Origin of the sequence: Bradyrhizobium centrolobii (assembly GCF_001641635.1) — a bacterium.
Classification (GTDB): Bacteria; Pseudomonadota; Alphaproteobacteria; order Rhizobiales; family Xanthobacteraceae; genus Bradyrhizobium; species Bradyrhizobium centrolobii.
The window spans coordinates 1-16,767 of sequence record NZ_LUUB01000088.1 but is presented as its reverse complement, the minus strand read 5'-3'; the positions used below and the strand labels follow the sequence as shown (position 1 = coordinate 16,767).

The following is a 16,767-nucleotide window of genomic DNA, read 5'->3' as shown; positions in this document are numbered from 1 at the left end:
CATGCACACCACAGACGGCGTGAAAGAGACGGCAACAACGTCGTGCCTATTGAGGGACGGCGCGCGCTGTGTTCGTGAGGTGATATGCGATCTGGATTTCTCTTTTGTGGAGCTGCAGGAAGTGCGCTTGTAGTAAGCGGTGCCGTTAGCTCAGCCGATCTCAGGCCCGCAGTGAAGGTGATACCGGCACCGTGGAGCTGGACAGGAGGATATGTCGGCGGCCATGTCGGCGGGGGTTATGGCCAGACATCGTTTAGTGATCCCTATGGTCCATCGATTTACGGCGACGTCGTCGGCACTCCTGCATTCCTGGCGGGAGGCCAGATCGGCTCTAGTTGGCAGAAGGACCGTTGGGTTCTTGGCCTTGAATTGGCTGCGAGTAACACCGTCTCGGACGGTACAAACACCTGTCTTGCCGTCTCCGGCATTGTCGTGAGCGCAAACTGCAAGGCAGGCCCGGACTTCTTCGTCACCGGGACTGGCCGGCTCGGCTATGCGTTTGGCTCGCAGGGCCACACGCTCGCCTATCTCAAGGGGGGCGTAGCCTGGCAACACAATAGTGGCGATGTCGTCAACGGCAACGAATTTCGTAGCGAGATCTACCCATTTGGATTGGCGCCGCAGAATGGAGTCCGTTTCGACTATGGCCGTGTCGGAAGCGTATTCGGGGCGGGTATCGAGCAGGCGCTGACGCCCGCCTGGTCGGTCAATCTGGAATATGATTATCTGAGGTTCGGCGGACCGCGTGTGGTCACCCCTCCGACGCTACAATATCCACCCTTGGCTGCGATTCCACCCAGTGCCACTCGCCTGGCCAGCAGCTATCACATCAGCAAGATTGGTCTGAACTACCATTTCGGCGCCGATCCGCGAACGCCTGGGTGGTCCGATACGCCGCTCTCCACGACAAATCCGATCTTCGGCACGCCCCCGATTGCCTTCGCTGCCGGCTGGTCGCTGGAAAGCGGCACACGACTCTGGTTGAGCCGAGGAAGATTTCAATGGGAAAATGGTCCGCCCTACCTTGTGTCAAGGCTCACCTATCACAAGCTAGACGGGATTTCCGGTGAGTTGTTCGAGCGCGTCGACAGCCCTTGGGGGATCTTCCTGAAGGGCAATATCGGATTCGGGCGCTTTAACAGCGGACAGGCGAATGACGAAGATTGGGGGTTGATGCCCAATTTCCTAGCCTACACCAATACGAGTTCGGGTGTGAACGGCAAGTTCGAGTACTACACGGCCGATGCCGGCTACGACTTCTTGCGGGGAAGCACCTACCGGCTCGGAGCATTTATCGGCTGGGCCTATTACGGCGAGAAGTCTGACGTGAAAGGATGTGTTACGATAGCTTCCCTTCGATGTCTGGCGCCGGGCGACGAAAGGACAGTTGGCAGTCAAGACACCGATTGGAATGCGCTGCGTATCGGCTTCAGTGCTGAGACGATGTTGCTCGATCGCTGGCGCGTGAGTGCCGATGTTGCTTACTTGCCGTGGACGGACTTCCAGGGGCGCGACAACCATCTGCTGCGCGATTTGACGACCTACATCGATCATCGCGGGAGCGGTGGCGGTGGGGTGCAAATCGAAGGCGCTCTATCCTACCTCATTACTCGCAATTTCAGCGTCGGCATCGGCGGCCGTTATTGGGCAATGTGGAGTCCGAGAGACAGTGAGCAATTCTCGACCCAAGCCAAACAGCAGTACACCTCTCCTGTTACCTCCGGGCCTTATCCTGCGAACTATCGCATGGAACGATGGGGTACGTTCCTGCAGGCCTCCTACAGGTTTGATTGAGATTGATCGCTCGCGCCAAATGCCAAACATTGGAACGCCGCTGCCATACACCAAGCGGATCCTCCGGTTAGAGCCGGAGGATCCGCTGGAAACAGAGCTGCAAGCTTTGAGACCTGTCGCTGGAGAATGATGCTGATGCTAGCGGAGACAGCAATCATCACGCTTGGCGAGGCTGCTCGGAATTTTGGCTTGCTACGGTCAATTCGAAGGTCGAATGGGCCAATTGGACTCTTGCTTTTCATCGTTCCGGTAGCGAGCGGTCGTTTCACTCGTACAGAAAATCCAAAAACTCCTCCAGCTTGAAAAATGGTGGCAGTCGGGCGCTGCCGCTGTAGACGACGCGATCACCGTCGCGTTGGAGCGATCGCCCCCTTTGATTTCGAAGTCGTCCGGCGGGAATGTCGCGGCTACGGCATGGGATCCGACATCCAGCCTCATGATCCCTCTTCGGCGGCAATTGATTGTCAAGACAGGTCGGATCCCGGCGAGTATCCCGGATAATGAAATCGAGGGCTGCGAGATAGGCGAGCACGATGGCATTCGTCATCCTGAGCGGCGCGACCAACTCGGGAGGCAGATCTTCAATCCGTGTTTTCTTCACAATCAATTGTGCCCGCACGCATCAGAGTTTTCCTACCAGTCGCCCTAGCAAACAATCGCCGGCATGTAGAACGAGTGCCGGTCCAGTTCCTGCAAGATTCGCGATCAGACACCCCATCGGGACGTATCCCGACGCCCCCGTAATCCCGGTTAGCCGGTCTTTGTTCCTTGCTGACTGCGCCAATCTAACTGCATTTCCATTTTAGCTGCTGCCGTCGCTCTGGCTTATGGTGACAAAGCGCTCCCGCACAATATCGATGCGCCCTTCCGGCCCCCTGATATTGCCCGCCAGAAAATGATCAAAATCACCATGCTTCAGCAAAGCTCTGAACCGCTCGGCAATGTAGCGGCGAACATCATCGTCCGTGACTTGATTTTCAGCGACGAGCTCATCCCGACCATCGACGACGAGAAGAATGTCCTCCATATCGCGGCTTCCTAAGAGATCATTGTTGCCGCGACCGAGATACGCCTCCAACTTTGTCGCCAGAAACAGTTCTGGTGTGAGGCGTTTGATGGTCATCGTATCGGTCAGAGGATGATTGACCGCCGTTTCGATGCCTTTGGCATACCAGCGATTGCTAAAACCGAGAATGCTTTCATCGTCGGGCATAAAATCGACCTTGAGGTCGCCAAGGCGCATTCGGCAAATCACATTGTCCTCTGGAGATTCCGCAAATCCCTTTTGCCGCAATTGCTCTTGTAGTTGCGCCCATTGCGCACGGCCGACGAGATCAACAATCAGATCCACATCGTCCGTTGCCCGTACGCCTTCGAGCGTAATCTCATCGGTAATGAAAAGAGCTGTCGTGCATCCGCCAACAAAGACCAGCCGCTGCCGCAGGTCGTCGCCCAGCGCCTTGGCGACGGTTTCCAACATAACAAGCAATTGGCCCTTAACGCTGGTCATTTTTCAAAAGCCTTTCCGAAATGCGCTCAACGGCCAGCCCGGTTTCTCTTTGATTTCCAATCCGAATGGCATCAACGAGGGCTAGATATTCATACAGACGGTCATCTTTCTGGACGGCTTCGGGTACGCTCTTAAATAGAGGCTCTACTGATTGTCCCATAGCTTTGCCTTTGGCGAACGGCCAGACATAGATGTATTCGCCCGCGCTGATCAGCAGATTCTTCAATGAGGGAGCTGCAAAAGCGGTAGGAATGCCTCGCGTCATGGCGCCGGGCCTTGCCGGAAAAACAAACTTTAGTCCGTGGGCAATAAAATTGCAGAGGTTGCGGCGGTTAGGCCTTGGCCGGCCGGAATGGCGATCTTTGATCGCAAGACCTGAAGAAACACTGCGCTTGATTGAGGCATTGACTTCTGTCTTGCTGATTCCAAGGGAGGCCTCTAAGCCGCGGACTGAAAAGGGGTCCTCACGGTGCACATCCGACCTTTGGGGATGCCCGCCCCCCTCTCGCTCTTCGTGCTCCAGGCTCACGAGCTTGAGCAATATGACGACGTCCTGGCTCTTCATCCGATTCGCCCCGTCCGCTGTCCTAGGACTGAGGACAGTCAGCCACAAGGTCGGCTTTCCTGTCAAACAATCTTCTCAGGTCAGACGGAAATCTCATAATTCATAGTTATTTCAATCGCTTATATTAGTTAACCAGACAAGACGCCATCAAACCTATAGGTGCGTTTTGCAAACTGCTCTCTTTGTCTATCGACACTCTCGCGGCTGGACGGCGAGCGCCACTCACTTGGGCGGCGCAAGACCGTCGGCCGCGACGGCGTCCTGCCGGTAGCCTGAGCGTTCGGCGGCCTTTCTGCGCGCAGAAAGCTTTTTGTCGAGCAGCCCTGCCTGGACGGTTGTTCGAGCCTTCGGCCGGGACCGGGGGTTTGTGCTCATGCTGGTCGCGGTGCTAGCTGGCGTGCTGATCCCTCTCGGCACGGTACTTCTGATTGCCCACGGCATCGTCCGGCACCTCGGTTGAGTAGTGGGGATTCCGGTCCGTGAACCTACCGGTCCGGTCCGTTTTTGCTAAATTGGCTTCAATGGCGATTTGCCGCAGCCTTTTAGGGGCAGACGATGAAATTTCGGGAAGTCCGCCTGCGCGATTTTCTCATCAACTCGAACCTGGCGAACCCTCGAAGCCCGCCGTGGGTTCATAGTGCGCCCTCCAGCAAGCTCATCAAGATTTATTCAAGATGAGAAGCTACTTGCTATAAGCTGCAATGTCTTCAAGCGGCTGTTTTCCAGGAAGTAGCGTCGCTACGACTGCGCAGCCTGCCGCGAAGCGCTATTCCCAGCCGAGCGCGCCTCCATTTTGATACTCGATGACGCGCGTCTCGAAGAAGTTCTTCTCCTTTTTGAGGTCCATCGCCTCGGACATCCACGGAAAGGGGTTTTCAGTTTCTGCGAAGACGGCTGCCAATCCGATCTGCGCACAGCGGCGATTGGCGATGAAGTGCATATATTGTTCGCACAGACCGGCGTTGAGCCCGAGAAATCCGCGCGGCATGGTGTCGCGCCCGTAGGCGGTCTCGAGCTCGGCAGCTTCCCGGATCATGCCGCGAACCTCCTCCTGGAACGCTGGCGTCCAAAAATGCGGATTCTCGATCTTGATCTGGTTGATTACGTCGATGCCGAAGTTCAGGTGGATGCTCTCGTCGCGCAGGATGTATTGATATTGCTCGGCGATGCCGACCATCTTGTTGCGCCGGCCGAGCGACAGGATCTGCGCGAATCCAGTGTAGAACCACATTCCCTCGAAGACCACATAGAACGCGACGAGATCTCGCAGGAAAGCCTGTCCCCCTTCCGGCGTTCCCGTTTGGAAAGATGGATCGTCCAAATGCTGTGTGTGCCTAAGCGCCCACGCCGCCTTGTCGGTGATTGAGGGCACCTCACGATACATATTGAACAGCTCGCCCTCATCAAGGCCAAGGCTTTCGACGATGTATTGGAAGGTATGCGTGTGGACGGCCTCCTCAAAAGCCTGACGCAACAGATACTGCCGGCACTCCGGGTTTGTGAGGCGCCGGTAAATCGCCAGCACGATGTTGTTGGCGACGAGCGATTCCGAGGCGGCGAAGAAGCCGAGATTGCGCTTGATCGCGCGCCGCTCGTCCTCCGTGAGGCCGTCGCGCGACTTCCACAGCGCGATGTCGGCCTGCATCGAGACCTCGGTCGGCATCCAATGATTGTTGCAGGCAGCGAGGTACTTCTCCCAGGCCCATTTGTATTTGAGCGGCAGAAGCTGGTTGACGTCGGCACGGCAGTTGATCATCCGCTTCTCGTCGACCGAGACCCGACCGCCGGTGCGGTCGATGGTGCCGAGCCCGGTCGGGTCAACCGGTTCTAGCTTGAGCTGGGTTGCCGGACGCGGCGCGGTGACAAGGGCGGGTGCCGAGGCAACCGAAGCGGCCGCCATTTCGGTATCAGACCAATCGAGCATGTCGTCCTCCTTACTGGCAGGCTTCGCATTCCGGATCCTCGATCCGGCATGCCTTGATGCCGTCGAACTCGGGAGCCGTTGCGGAAGGGATGTCGATCGGGGCATGGGCAACCACTGCCGCTGCCGACACGGCGTTGAGCTTGCCGTCCGTGCCCTTGAGCGTCGATTTCTCGACATGCGTGGCGCTGCGCGAACGCAAATAGTAGGTCGTCTTGAGGCCGCGCCGCCAAGCCAGCCGGTAGAGCGCGTCGAGCTTCTTGCCCGAGGGACTGGCGATGTAGAGGTTGAGCGCCCGATTGATCTGGTCGAGACTGCCGTCGAAATATTTGAGATCGGATACCATGACCTCGTCCCATAGCCCGCGCGTCTTGAGATCGCGGACCAGGAATTCATTCACGACCGTGAAGTCGCCGGACATGTTCGATTTGACGAACAGGTTCTGGTAGCTTGGCTCGATCGACTGCGACACGCCACAGATGTTGGAGATCGTTGCCGTTGGCGCGATCGCCATCACGTTCGAATTGCGCATGCCGCGTGCGACGACCTTCTGCCGCAGGCCGTTCCAGTCAAGCCTGGAGGAGCGGTCGAGATCGAGCCCACCGCGGGCGTCAGCGAGGAGCTGGATGGAGTCGATCGGCAGAATCCCTTTCGACCATAGCGAGCCTTCGAAGCTGGCATAGGGCCCTCGCTCCGACGCGAGATCGGATGAAGCCTCAATCGCATGGAACGAGATAGCTTCCATGCTGACGTCGGCGAAGGTGACCGCCGCTTCCGATGCGATCGCGATGCCCTGGACATGCAATGCCTCCTGGAAGCCCATCAGGCCGAGACCGACCGGTCGGTGCCGCATGTTGGAGCGACGGGCCTCCGGGATGGTGTAGAAATTGACGTCGATCACGTTGTCGAGCATCCGCATCGCGGTCTTGACCGTCCGCTGCAGCTTGGCATGATCGATGCCCTCCCGTCCCACATGGGCAAGCAGATTGATCGAACCGAGGTTGCAAACGGCAACTTCATCGGCTGCGGTGTTGAGCGTGATTTCGGTGCAAAGATTTGAAGAGTGGATCACGCCGGCGTGCCGTTGCGGGGAGCGGAGATTGCAGGGATCCTTGAAGGTGATCCAGGGATGACCGGTCTCGAACAGCATCGTCAGCATGCGCCGCCAAAGGTCGCTTGCGCGGACGGTCTTGAAGATCCGCATTTTGCCGGCCTTGGCCTTGGCCTCATAGTCTTCGTAGATGGTCTTGAACGCTTCTCCGTACAGATCGTGCAGGTCGGGCGCCTCGTCTGGAGAGAACAGAGTCCATTCGCCGTCGGCCTCGACCCGCTGCATGAACAGGTCCGGGACCCAGTTCGCGGTATTCATATCGTGGGTACGGCGACGATCATCGCCTGTGTTCTTGCGCAGATCGAGGAACTCCTCGATGTCCAGGTGCCATGTCTCAAGGTAGGCGCAGACCGCGCCCTTGCGCTTGCCGCCCTGATTGACTGCGATCGCCGTATCGTTGGCGACCTTGAGGAACGGCACCACGCCCTGGCTTTCGCCGTTGGTGCCCTTAATGTGCGCGCCCAGGCCTCGCACCGGGGTCCAGTCGTTGCCGAGGCCCCCCGAATATTTTGCGAGCAGCGCGTTGTCCTTGATCGACTTGAAGATGCCGTCGAGCTCGTCGGTTACCGTTGTCAGGAAGCAAGATGAAAGCTGCGGACGCGGCGTGCCTGAATTGAACAGCGTCGGCGTCGACGCCATGAAGTCGAAAGATGACAGGAGATCGTAAAACTCGATCGCCTTGGTCTCGCGGTCGATCTCGCGGAGCGCAAGCCCCATAGCGACCCGCATGAAGAACGCTTGCGGCAGCTCGATACGGTTGCCCGAGACGTGAAGAAGGTAACGGTCGTAAAGCGTCTGCAGGCCCAGGAACTGGAATTGCAGATCGCGCTCCGGCTTCAGGGCCGCCGAGATTCTGTTGAGGTCGAACCGGGTCAGCTCGGGATCGAGCAGTTCGGCGGCGATGCCGGTCTTGATGTAGACCGGGAAGTAGCCTGCGTAGCGACTGCCCATGTCGGCCTGGCTCGCATCCATCGGCTGCCGATGCACATAGGTGAGAACTTCACCGCGCAGCTTGTCCAGCAGCAGGCGCGCGCTAACGTAGGCGTGGTTAGGCTCCTGCTCCACCAGGGAGCGTGCGGCCATGATCGGCGCAAGCGCAAGCTCGTTGCGGCTGATGCCGTCATATAGGTTGCGTGTGGTCTCGACGAGCACAGCCGCAGGATCGGTCGCGTCTAATCCATTGCAGGCCTCCGCGATCACAGCGGTGAGGCGGGCCATATCGACCGGCACGTTGCTGCCGTCGTCGCGGAGCATGTGGAGCGAGGGCTGGCTTGAGATGGCCTTCGGAGCCGCAGCCTCGGCTTCGGCGCGCTTGCGCGCCCGTTCCTCCCGGTAGAGCACGTAGGCGCGCGCGACCTTGTGATTCTCGCTGCGCATCAGCGCGAGTTCGACCTGGTCCTGCACATCCTCGATGTGAAACGTGCGCCCCTCCCCGGCTCGGCGCGTCAGCGCAGCTACGACATCAGCCGTCAATTGCTCGACGCTCTCATGCACGCGGCGCGAGGCGGCTCCTGTGTTGCCTTCCACGGCGAGAAACGCTTTCGTCATCGCAACCGCGATCTTGGAGGAATCGAATGGCGTTACCTTGCCGTTGCGACGGATGATCTGCATAGCGGGCTCGCTTGGGGTCGCCGCGAGCGAGTCCGGACGTAACTGGATGATGGGAGCGGAAGCAATTTCCGCGTCGTGGAGGTTCAAAGACATCAAAGGTCCCCGTGATGCATGTTGCGATCGAACGGGGCAAAGGAGGGCGCCGCAGAAACGCCGGCAGACATGTGCCGGACGGTGCATGCAAGCGACCGCCGGGACACCCCGCCCGTGGACGTTCAGGTCGTCGCGGCAGGTCTCCTGGCTCGCAGGTCGTCGCATGCTTCCCGCCTTCCCGAGGCCTTTAATGACCTCAGTGACGATGTTCGGAAGCAGCTCGCTGCTGACAGTTGCGGGGGCAGCGCCGGAATTCCGCGTCGGAACGCAGTTCACCGGCTTCCCTCTTAGCCACTAAATCTTGCGAAACAGTGGAACCATGACCCCTATATGTAGCGAAACTCATTCGAAAGTGTCAACGGCCGATTGGCGCGCGAGCGACGATTTTCTGTGGAAGGGCACTGCAGGCGGAACGACGCCATTCGGGAATCTGGTCCGACTGCTTGGCGAGTTGGCAGATCACCTCCGGCGCATACACGAACACGCCAACCTGCTTCTTGCCCTGGCTGAAAAAGGCGCGCCCCACCGGTGGAATCCTGCCCTCCTTGGTCCAACAACGAAGCTCTGCCGGAGTGACGGATAGAATCTCCTCGACCATTTTCGTCGTGAGCGGTTCCTGTTGGAGCCGCTGCAGTTTCTGCTCGGCAATGGCGCAAACGTCCATGACTTCGGCCTCGGTCGCCTCCGGAAAGGCTATTGAGATGCCACACGGAACCTCGCTCACCACGCATTTGAGTCTCTGGCGGAAAGTCGACTTGACCAGCCGAATGGCGATGCCGGCCCTTTGCGTGCTGCCGCACGTCAGATTCGTAGCGGGAGAAAATCCGACCGCTCGCGTCGTTACGACGCAGGAGTCAAGATGCTGAGACGTGATCGTGCTCATGCTCGACCTATGGCGCAAGGAAAGCGGCAGCGACGAAGGATAGCCAACAGGGAACGTGTTACTGACGGTTCGGACGCTTGCACACCTACCAATTTGGGCCGATTGAGTTTCGAAGACGCACAGTTGAGGACGAGTAGCGTTACGCCGCCACCAAACTGTCGGACGTCTCCACTGTCCGGATCGCCGTTCAGACGCGCACATGTGAGAGGTTGACGGCGCGGCCGTCTTGCAGATAATCGAAAGCCGTCGAGGTTCTCCGGATCCCGCTTGATCCGGAGCTAAGAGGGAAGCCGGTGCGATGCCGGCGCTGCCCCCGCAACTGTAAGCGGCGAGCCGCTGTCCAACTCAGGTCACTGAAGCCCATACAGCTTCGGGAAGGCCGGACAGCGACATTGACCCGCGAGCCAGGAGACCTGCCCCGACGAAATATTCGTCCACGGGCGGGGTGTCCCGGTGGTACGCGAGGCAGCCGTCGCTCGCGCGACTTTGCCTGCATGCGTCCGCCACGGCCTCTGCCCCCTACTACGGGGTTGAAGCTATGTCTCTGTCTCTTCCTGTTGCAACTCTCGGCACACCGCGTATCGGTCCACGACGCGAGCTGAAATTCGCGCTCGAGGGCTTTTGGTCTGGCGTATCGGACGAACCCTCGCTGATCGAGGCCGGCATGGCGCTACGCGCTGCCAATTGGGCGCGGCAGAAAAGGCTCGGCGTCACCGTGATTCCATCGAACGATTTTTCGTTTTACGACCAGGTGCTCGACACGTCCGTGATGGTCGGTGCCATTCCCGACGCCTACGGCTGGAAAAGCGGTCCGGTGCCGCTTGCAACCTATTTTGCCATGGCGCGTGGCGCGGACGGTGAAGCAACCGAAACGTCATGCCGACATGTGCACCGCTCGCATGGCGTACCCGCGCAGGAAATGACGAAGTGGTTCGACACCAACTACCACTACATGGTCCCGGAGCTGACACGCGATCAGCAATTCAGCCTTGCCTCGCGCAAACCGATTGAGGAATACGAAGAGGCGAAGTCGCTCGGCTATCAGACGCGGCCGGTGTTGATCGGACCCGTCACATTCCTCAAGCTCGCCAAGAGCAAGGAACCGGACTTCGAACCGCTCTCACTGCTGGAGCGGTTGCTCCCGGTCTATGTCGATGTCCTTCGCGAACTTGCCAAGCGGGGCGCGGACTGGGTCCAGATCGACGAACCCTGCCTTGTGCTCGATCTCGACGCTGCTGCTCAGGCCGCGCTCCGCTCCGCCTACGCCGAGATCGCAAAATCGGTGCCGCAGATCAAGATCATGCTAGCGAGCTATTTCGGCGCGCTCGGCAGCAACCGCGATACTGCCTTCGGGCTTCCTGTCGCGGGCCTGCACTTCGATCTCGTCCGCGCGCCAGAGCAATTTTCAGATCTCGCCGCCCTGCCCCGCAATCACGTGATCTCGCTCGGCGTGATCGACGGGCGTAACATCTGGCGTGCGGATCTTAATCGCGTTCTCGATCGTCTCGAACCCGTGATCGCCGCGCTAGGGCGGGATCGCGTGCAGATCGCGCCATCCTGCTCCCTCCTGCATGTGCCGATCGATCTTGGCCTGGAAGAAAAGCTCGATCCCGAGATCAAGAGCTGGCTGGCCTTCGCCGTCCAAAAGATCGAGGAATTAGCAACGCTAGGAGTGGCGCTCTCGGACGGCCGTCAGTCGCGCGATGCGGCTCTGAAGGAATCTGACGTTGCCGCCGCCGCACGTAAGGATTCGCCCCGGATTCACGACGCGAAGGTGGCGCAGCGCGTCGCGGCAATCGATGCGACCCGGCGTCGCCGCAACAGCCCGTTTGCCAAGCGTGCGGAGGCACAACACCAGCGTTTCAATTTGCCGGCGTTTCCAACGACGACAATCGGCTCGTTCCCGCAGACGACGGCGGTCCGGAATGCGCGCGCGGCACACACCCGTGGAACGCTCAGCAACGCCGCCTACAAGACGTTCCTCCAGAACGAGACCGCTCGCGCGATCCGCTGGCAGGAGAACATCGGCCTCGACGTGCTGGTGCATGGTGAGTTCGAGCGCAACGACATGGTGCAATATTTCGGCGAGCAGTTTTGCGGTTTCGCCTTCACCAGCCACGGCTGGGTGCAGTCCTATGGTTCGCGCTACGTGCGGCCGCCAATCCTGTTTGGCGATGTCTCGCGACCCAAGCCAATGACGGTCGAGTGGTGGCAGTACGCGCAATCGCTCACGGAAAAGCCCATGAAGGCGATGCTGACCGGACCTGTGACCATTCTGAACTGGTCCTTCGTCCGCGACGATATTCCTCGAAGCGATGCATGCCGGCAAATCGCGCTCGCCATCCGAGACGAGGTTCACGACCTTGAAGCTGCGGGAGCAGGCATGATCCAGATCGACGAGGCGGCGCTTCGCGAGGGACTGCCTCTTCGCAAGTCAGAATGGAAGATCTATCTCGATTGGGCCGTGGACAGCTTCCGCATCTGCTCGTCGGGCGTTCGCGACGAGACGCAGATCCACACCCACATGTGCTACTCCGAGTTCAACGACATCATCGATGCGATCGGCGCCATGGACGCTGACGTCATTTCCATCGAGACATCACGCTCGAAAATGAAATTGCTCGATGCGTTCAGGATCTACAAATATCCTAACGAAATCGGACCGGGTGTCTACGATATCCATTCGCCGCGTGTGCCGGACGTATTGGAGATGAAAAATCTGCTCACCCTGGCAAGGGAACGGATTTCAGACTCCCAGCTCTGGATCAATCCTGATTGTGGCCTGAAGACGCGACGCTGGGAGGAGGTGCGTCCCGCTCTCGTTAACATGGTCGCAGCCGCACGCGAGCTGCGTGCTGTGCCTTGAACACGGGGGAGTGCCGAGGCATCATCGGGACCAGTCCCCTCCATCACAATCGCTTCGGGGACTTGCCCTTCCAGGTGTATTCTCCCCGCAGAGGCTCAGGCCCCGCCGAACCGGAACGATGCACGACCCGCACGCTGTTGGCTCGATAGTTGATGCGCTGCGACAGGCGCATGGCGACGCCGTGGCGCGGCTAATGTTGCAAGACGGGATGACCCTTGAGGCGCTGATCGACGCGCTGGTGCGTCCGCCCTTGAGCAACCGTGATTCAGTAAGGCTGATGATTGCGGCGCTGGAGTCTGGCGACTTCGATGTTGCGCCGGACTTCGCCGCCCGTGCGTCGCACCTCAAATTCATCTACGACCCGCCCCGATCAATGCGGGTGGTCGACATCGTCATGTTGACCGAGCATCACACTTATTCCAGTGCCGAAATTTGGCTGCGTCTACGACCATGAAAAGCCACGGCCTTTATGGACGAGCGGACTTGCTGCGTTTGAGGCACTCATGCACCAAACGAGCAGCGCGCCCGCTTCCCCTTCTTGCCTTTACTGGGAGGGGGTGCAATGCATCGCAGCACGGTCTATGCTAGAATGACCGCAAATTTCAAAGGTAGACACATGTCATATGCCTATAAGCTGAATGAGGACGTTCAGCACCTGCCCCAAGGGCCACAAGGTCGAGCCGAAACTAATCAACCAATGATTTATACCATCGTTCAATGTATGCCCATTGAGGCCGACGGTCGTCTTAGATATCGCATCAGGAGCAAAACAGGGAATATTGAGCGAGTAGTCACGGAAGATCAGCTTTCCTACTCTCAGTGATTTTGCAAGCTCGCCGGACCTGCCCGCGAAACGGTCTCATCATAGCGAATGGTGGCTCGATCGAAGGGCTGACGGACGCGCGCTGTGTCCGCCAGCATCCAGCTTACCCAATGCCCGTTCCAGAAGGTGACTTCAACCGCAGCCGATCTTGCGTCTGCATTAGGCCCGGAAATGATGGATTTCCCTGACTGGCGTATTGCCGGGCCGGTGGTCTCGGGCCTCGCGACTGCTGGCTTCTACCATGCGAAACACACGCTCAGGCCGGCCGTGGCGCTCGCGCCACTGAAAGCCCTCGAACGGCGGCCACCCGGTCGCTCAAGATCTTGCAGACTTCAAGGCTCTTGCGCTTAGCCGGCCAACGACGTTCGACAAGTCAGCCCTTGAGCTCTATCGCGAGCGCGTCCGGAAGATCGACATCGCCTTCGCGGTCGCGCAGTTTTAACGATAGCGGTACGACGACCCCACCTCGTTTAGGTGGACGGCATGAGCGAGACTCGCGCCTAGATTCGACAGCGCGAGGGACACTGACTCCATGCATCAAGACAGACATCAAGACAGGCATGACGCCGCCTCCTATCAGCGGATCGAAGTGATCACGGGGGAGACGCGACGGCGCAGTTGGAGCGATGCAGAGAAGGCGCGGATCGTGGCCGAGAGCGCCGATCCGGAGACGAGCATTTCCGAGGTGGCGCGGCGCAACGGGGTCAACCGGGGACTGCTCAGTGTGTGGCGGCGCAATGCGCGGCTTGCGTCGAGCGAAGGGCCGCAGTTCGTGCAGGTCAGGCTCGATGACGCCGTCGAGGCGCGGCCGAACGTGATCGATAAGCCACACGTTCTGGCGGGTCCGGCCGAGCGGATCGAGGTGATGATCGCGGGCGCGACGGTGCGCGTGCCCGTCGGCGTCGACGCCGCGACGCTGGAGCGCGTGCTGGCGGCGGTGAGATCGATGCGATGATCACGTTCGGTCCAATGATCCGTGTGTTCGTCGCGACGCAGCCGATTGACTTTCGCAAAGGCGTTCATGGCCTGGTCGCGCTGGTGGCGGAGGGATTGGGCGGCAAACCCTACAGCGGCGACGTTTACGTCTTCCGATCGAAGCGATCGGATCGTTTGAAGCTTCTCGTTTTTGACGGCTCTGGAATAGTTCTAGCGACGAAGTGGCTCGAGAATGGGAGCTTCGCCTGGCCACCTGTTCGCGAGGGTACGATGCTGGTGACGGGGGCGCAACTGGCGATGCTGATCGAAGGTCTTGCGGAGTGGTCGCGTGTGGTCCCGAAGGTGACGAAGCGGCCGACGAAAGTCGCCTGAATCGTCTTGTTTTGCTGGCGAGTCCGGGTGTGTTCGTGTAGCTCTGCGATATGGCGCTTCGCCCTGAAGATCTCCCCTCTGACCCTGCGGCTCTCGCCGAGATGGTGCTGGCTTTCGAAGGCGAGAACGACGATCTGCGCGCAGAGATCGCCACGTTGAAGAGCCTGATCTTCGGCTCGCGATCGGAGCGCTCGGCGATCGTCTGTGCCGAACAGATCGCGTTCGATCTGGAACGGACCGCCGGCGCGCAGCCTCCGGCCAACGATGACGAACCGGACGCGTCGAGACCGAAGCGGCGCAAAGCGAGGCGCAACATCGGCGCGCTACCGGCGCATCTGCCCCGGGTCGAGCGGGTGATCGAGCCGGCGTCCACGCTCTGCCCGTGCTGCACGGGTCAGATGCATCGGATCGGCGAGGAGAGCAGCGAAGCGCTCGATCGGGTTCCCGCGTGGCTGCGTGTGCTCCGCACGATCCGTCCCAAATATGCCTGCCGCGCCTGTGAGGGCCCGATCGTCCAGGCCCCGGCACCGGCGCGGCTCGTCGAGGGCGGCATGGTGACGACGGCGCTGATCGCGCATATCGCCGCGGCCAAATATGCCTGGCAATCGACGCTCTACCGCCAGACGCAGATCCTGGCGGGCCAGGGTGTCGTCGTCGACCGTCAGACGCTGGCGCGCTGGATGGGGAGCGCGGCGTGGCTGGTCAGGGGCCTCTACGATCTGCAACTGAAGACCATGCACGGCTTCGAGCGGTTGTTCTGCGATGAGACGCCGATGCCGGTGCTCGACCCGGGACGCGGCCGCACGAGGACCTGCCAGTTCTGGGCGCATGCGACGGACGATCGGGCGTGGAAGGGTCCGGCACCGCCTGCGGTCGCCTATGTGTTCGCGGGCGGTCGCGGCAAGAAGGAGATCGTGGCGCAGTTGGCCGGCTTCGAAGGCGTGCTGCAAGTCGACGGCTATGCCGCCTACGCCTCGCTGGTGGGCGATGCGAAGATGTCGGGCAAGATCCAGCTGGCGTATTGTCTCGTTCACGCGCGCCGCAACTTCGTGAGGGTGCACAAGACGACGAACTCACCCTTCGCCGCGGAGGTCATCGAGCGCATCGCAGCCGTCTACGCGATCGAGGAGAGGATCCGCGGTCTCGACGCCGGAGAACGCCGCGCGGCGCGACAGGCCGAGACGAAGCCGATGATGGAGGCGTTGAAGGCCCGTCTGGTCGCGGTGAAAGACGGAATCTCCTGCCGCTCGACGCTCATCAAGGCGATCGATTACATGCTCGAACGCTGGCAGGGCCTGACGGCGTTCCTGGATGACGGGCGGCTCGAGCCAGACAGCAACACCGTCGAGCGATCGATCAGGCCAATTGCGATCGGGAAAAAGAACTCGTTGTTCAGTGGTGACGAGGGCGGGGGCGAGACATGGGCGGTACTCTCTTCGCTTCTTAACACGGCCAAATTGAATGGCCTCGACCCCGAGGCCTATCTCGTCGACGTTCTCGAGCGGATAGTGAGTGGCGCCACGAAGGTCAACCAGCTTCACGAACTTCTGGCCTGGAACTGGAAGGCCGCACGCGAAGCCGACAAGCGGGCTGTGGCATGACGAAGCCGAAGCGACGGCGAGGAAAACCGGCCAAGACGACGATGGCGGACTATGCCATGTCGTTCGAACGGCTCGGACAATGGATGAGCGAGCGCGCCAGGTCGCCGACGCTTCGGCATCCGCGGGCGACGTCGCTCTCCATGCTCGACGGCGCAGTGGCCGCTGTCGTCGCCGGGCCGGTCTCGATGGCCTCGGAGGAATGGGTGTGCCCGCTCCTCGGCGTCGATCCCGATGCCTTCAATCACGACACCGAGGAGTTCTCGGCGATCGCCGCCACGCTGATGCGCCACAACGCGATCAGCGAGACACTGTCGACGAGACCGGAGAGCTTCGAGCCACTGTTCGTGCGATCGCAGGACGGCGAAGTCGACCCGCAGCCCTGGTGCATGGGCTTCTACGCCGTCATGAAGCTTCGGCTTCTCGTCTGGTCGCGGCTTCTCTCCCCGAACGGAACCGAACACCTTATGCTGCGACCGATCCTGGTCCACTACATCGATGACGCCGGTCGGCCCTTGCTGCCCCCGGCCCGGCACAAGCTGGGAACGCCGCCCATCGTCCAAAACGCCTGGCGCGACATTCCAGCAGCCGTCGAGGCCCTGCGGCAGTTCTGGATGCCTATACGCTTCAAGCGTGGCGCGTAGGCCGTCCGCGCCAAGTCCGTGGCCCTCTCGTACCGCTTAC

General features: G+C 60.2%; 13 protein-coding genes and 2 riboswitches. Of the genes, 7 read left to right on the top strand and 6 right to left on the bottom strand.

Features of this window, described 5'->3' with window-relative positions; translation table 11 throughout:
• Positions 1-171 precede the first annotated feature (171 nt).
• Positions 172-1,794, top strand: coding sequence for an outer membrane beta-barrel protein (locus AYJ54_RS31980; RefSeq protein ID WP_245329176.1), 1,623 nt, complete (start codon positions 172-174; stop codon positions 1,792-1,794).
• Between the two features lie 265 nt (positions 1,795-2,059).
• Here AYJ54_RS31980 and AYJ54_RS53780 read toward each other — a convergent pair whose 3' ends face one another.
• From AYJ54_RS53780 to AYJ54_RS31950, 6 genes are all read right to left on the bottom strand, one after another.
• A complete protein-coding gene (locus AYJ54_RS53780) occupies positions 2,060-2,413 on the bottom strand; it encodes a hypothetical protein (RefSeq protein WP_063705376.1) in 354 nt (117 codons plus the stop codon).
• A 183-nt stretch (positions 2,414-2,596) separates the two neighbouring features.
• Positions 2,597-3,304 carry a hypothetical protein gene (locus tag AYJ54_RS31970; RefSeq protein WP_063705374.1) on the bottom strand — a complete coding sequence of 236 codons (708 nt, stop codon included), beginning with the start codon at positions 3,302-3,304 and terminating at the stop codon, positions 2,597-2,599.
• On the bottom strand, positions 3,291-3,869 hold the full coding sequence (locus AYJ54_RS31965) for a hypothetical protein (protein ID WP_063705372.1): 579 nt from the start codon (positions 3,867-3,869) through the stop codon (positions 3,291-3,293). Before AYJ54_RS31965 ends, AYJ54_RS31970 begins: the two co-directional genes overlap by 14 nt.
• A gap of 766 nt (positions 3,870-4,635) precedes the next feature.
• Positions 4,636-5,793, bottom strand: coding sequence for a ribonucleotide-diphosphate reductase subunit beta (locus AYJ54_RS31960; protein WP_082905940.1), 1,158 nt, complete (start codon positions 5,791-5,793; stop codon positions 4,636-4,638).
• A gap of 10 nt (positions 5,794-5,803) precedes the next feature.
• Positions 5,804-8,605, bottom strand: a complete 2,802-nt coding sequence (locus AYJ54_RS31955; RefSeq protein WP_063705366.1) for a ribonucleoside-diphosphate reductase subunit alpha — start codon at positions 8,603-8,605, stop codon at positions 5,804-5,806.
• Positions 8,606-8,722: 117 nt separating this feature from the next.
• Positions 8,723-8,942: riboswitch (cobalamin riboswitch) on the bottom strand.
• A gap of 18 nt (positions 8,943-8,960) precedes the next feature.
• Positions 8,961-9,488: a MerR family transcriptional regulator gene (locus AYJ54_RS31950; protein ID WP_063705363.1), complete on the bottom strand. Its 528-nt coding sequence runs from the start codon at positions 9,486-9,488 to the stop codon at positions 8,961-8,963.
• A 232-nt stretch (positions 9,489-9,720) separates the two neighbouring features.
• Positions 9,721-9,923: riboswitch (cobalamin riboswitch) on the top strand.
• Positions 9,924-10,026: 103 nt separating this feature from the next.
• On the opposite strand from AYJ54_RS31950, the gene metE reads away from it, so the two are divergent.
• The 6 genes from metE to AYJ54_RS31920 all read left to right on the top strand — a co-directional run bounded on the left by metE (position 10,027) and on the right by AYJ54_RS31920 (position 16,727).
• On the top strand, positions 10,027-12,354 hold the full coding sequence (gene metE, locus AYJ54_RS31945) for a 5-methyltetrahydropteroyltriglutamate--homocysteine S-methyltransferase (protein ID WP_063705360.1): 2,328 nt from the start codon (positions 10,027-10,029) through the stop codon (positions 12,352-12,354).
• A gap of 118 nt (positions 12,355-12,472) precedes the next feature.
• Positions 12,473-12,808, top strand: coding sequence for a hypothetical protein (locus tag AYJ54_RS31940; RefSeq protein ID WP_063705357.1), 336 nt, complete (start codon positions 12,473-12,475; stop codon positions 12,806-12,808).
• 901 nt (positions 12,809-13,709) lie between these two features.
• Positions 13,710-14,132 (top strand): IS66-like element accessory protein TnpA, encoded by a 423-nt coding sequence (gene tnpA / locus AYJ54_RS53580; protein WP_063697018.1) that lies wholly within the window; start codon positions 13,710-13,712, stop codon positions 14,130-14,132.
• Positions 14,129-14,485 carry an IS66 family insertion sequence element accessory protein TnpB gene (tnpB, locus tag AYJ54_RS31930; protein WP_063697016.1) on the top strand — a complete coding sequence of 119 codons (357 nt, stop codon included), beginning with the start codon at positions 14,129-14,131 and terminating at the stop codon, positions 14,483-14,485. The genes tnpA and tnpB overlap by 4 nt, the downstream gene beginning before the upstream one ends.
• A 50-nt stretch (positions 14,486-14,535) precedes the next feature.
• Positions 14,536-16,086: an IS66 family transposase gene (gene tnpC, locus AYJ54_RS31925; RefSeq protein WP_063697015.1), complete on the top strand. Its 1,551-nt coding sequence runs from the start codon at positions 14,536-14,538 to the stop codon at positions 16,084-16,086.
• Complete coding sequence (locus AYJ54_RS31920) at positions 16,083-16,727, top strand: UPF0149 family protein (RefSeq protein WP_063697013.1); 645 nt, start codon at positions 16,083-16,085, stop codon at positions 16,725-16,727. The genes tnpC and AYJ54_RS31920 overlap by 4 nt, the downstream gene beginning before the upstream one ends.
• Positions 16,728-16,767 lie beyond the last annotated feature (40 nt).